Annotated in this window: 1 rRNA gene; it reads right to left on the bottom strand. The window is 38.8% G+C overall.

The features are described from left to right. Positions 1–181: 181 nt before the first annotated feature. A 16S ribosomal RNA gene (locus PGR09_RS24595) occupies positions 182–237 on the bottom strand; the annotation flags it as partial.

Below are 237 nucleotides of genomic sequence, written 5' to 3'. Positions count from 1 at the left end.
ACATTTTCGTGTCGCGAAAATTTGAGAGACTCGAACACACATTAACTGTGTGTCGTTTCAATTTTCAGCTTGATCCAGATTTTTAAAGAGCAAAATTTCACAATGCACTTAACAGTACATTTTGAAATTTATCATTTATCAAACAATCTGTGTGGACACTACAAAGGCAGGTTCTTTAAGGTAAGGAGGTGATCCAACCGCAGGTTCCCCTACGGTTACCTTGTTACGACTTCACCC

It is taken from the genome of Klebsiella sp. 141251 (genome assembly GCF_050600725.1).
GTDB classification, from domain to species: Bacteria; Pseudomonadota; Gammaproteobacteria; order Enterobacterales; family Enterobacteriaceae; genus Klebsiella; species Klebsiella aerogenes.
The sequence above is the reverse complement of the archived record's forward strand: the minus strand, read 5'-3'. Positions and strand labels throughout refer to the sequence as shown.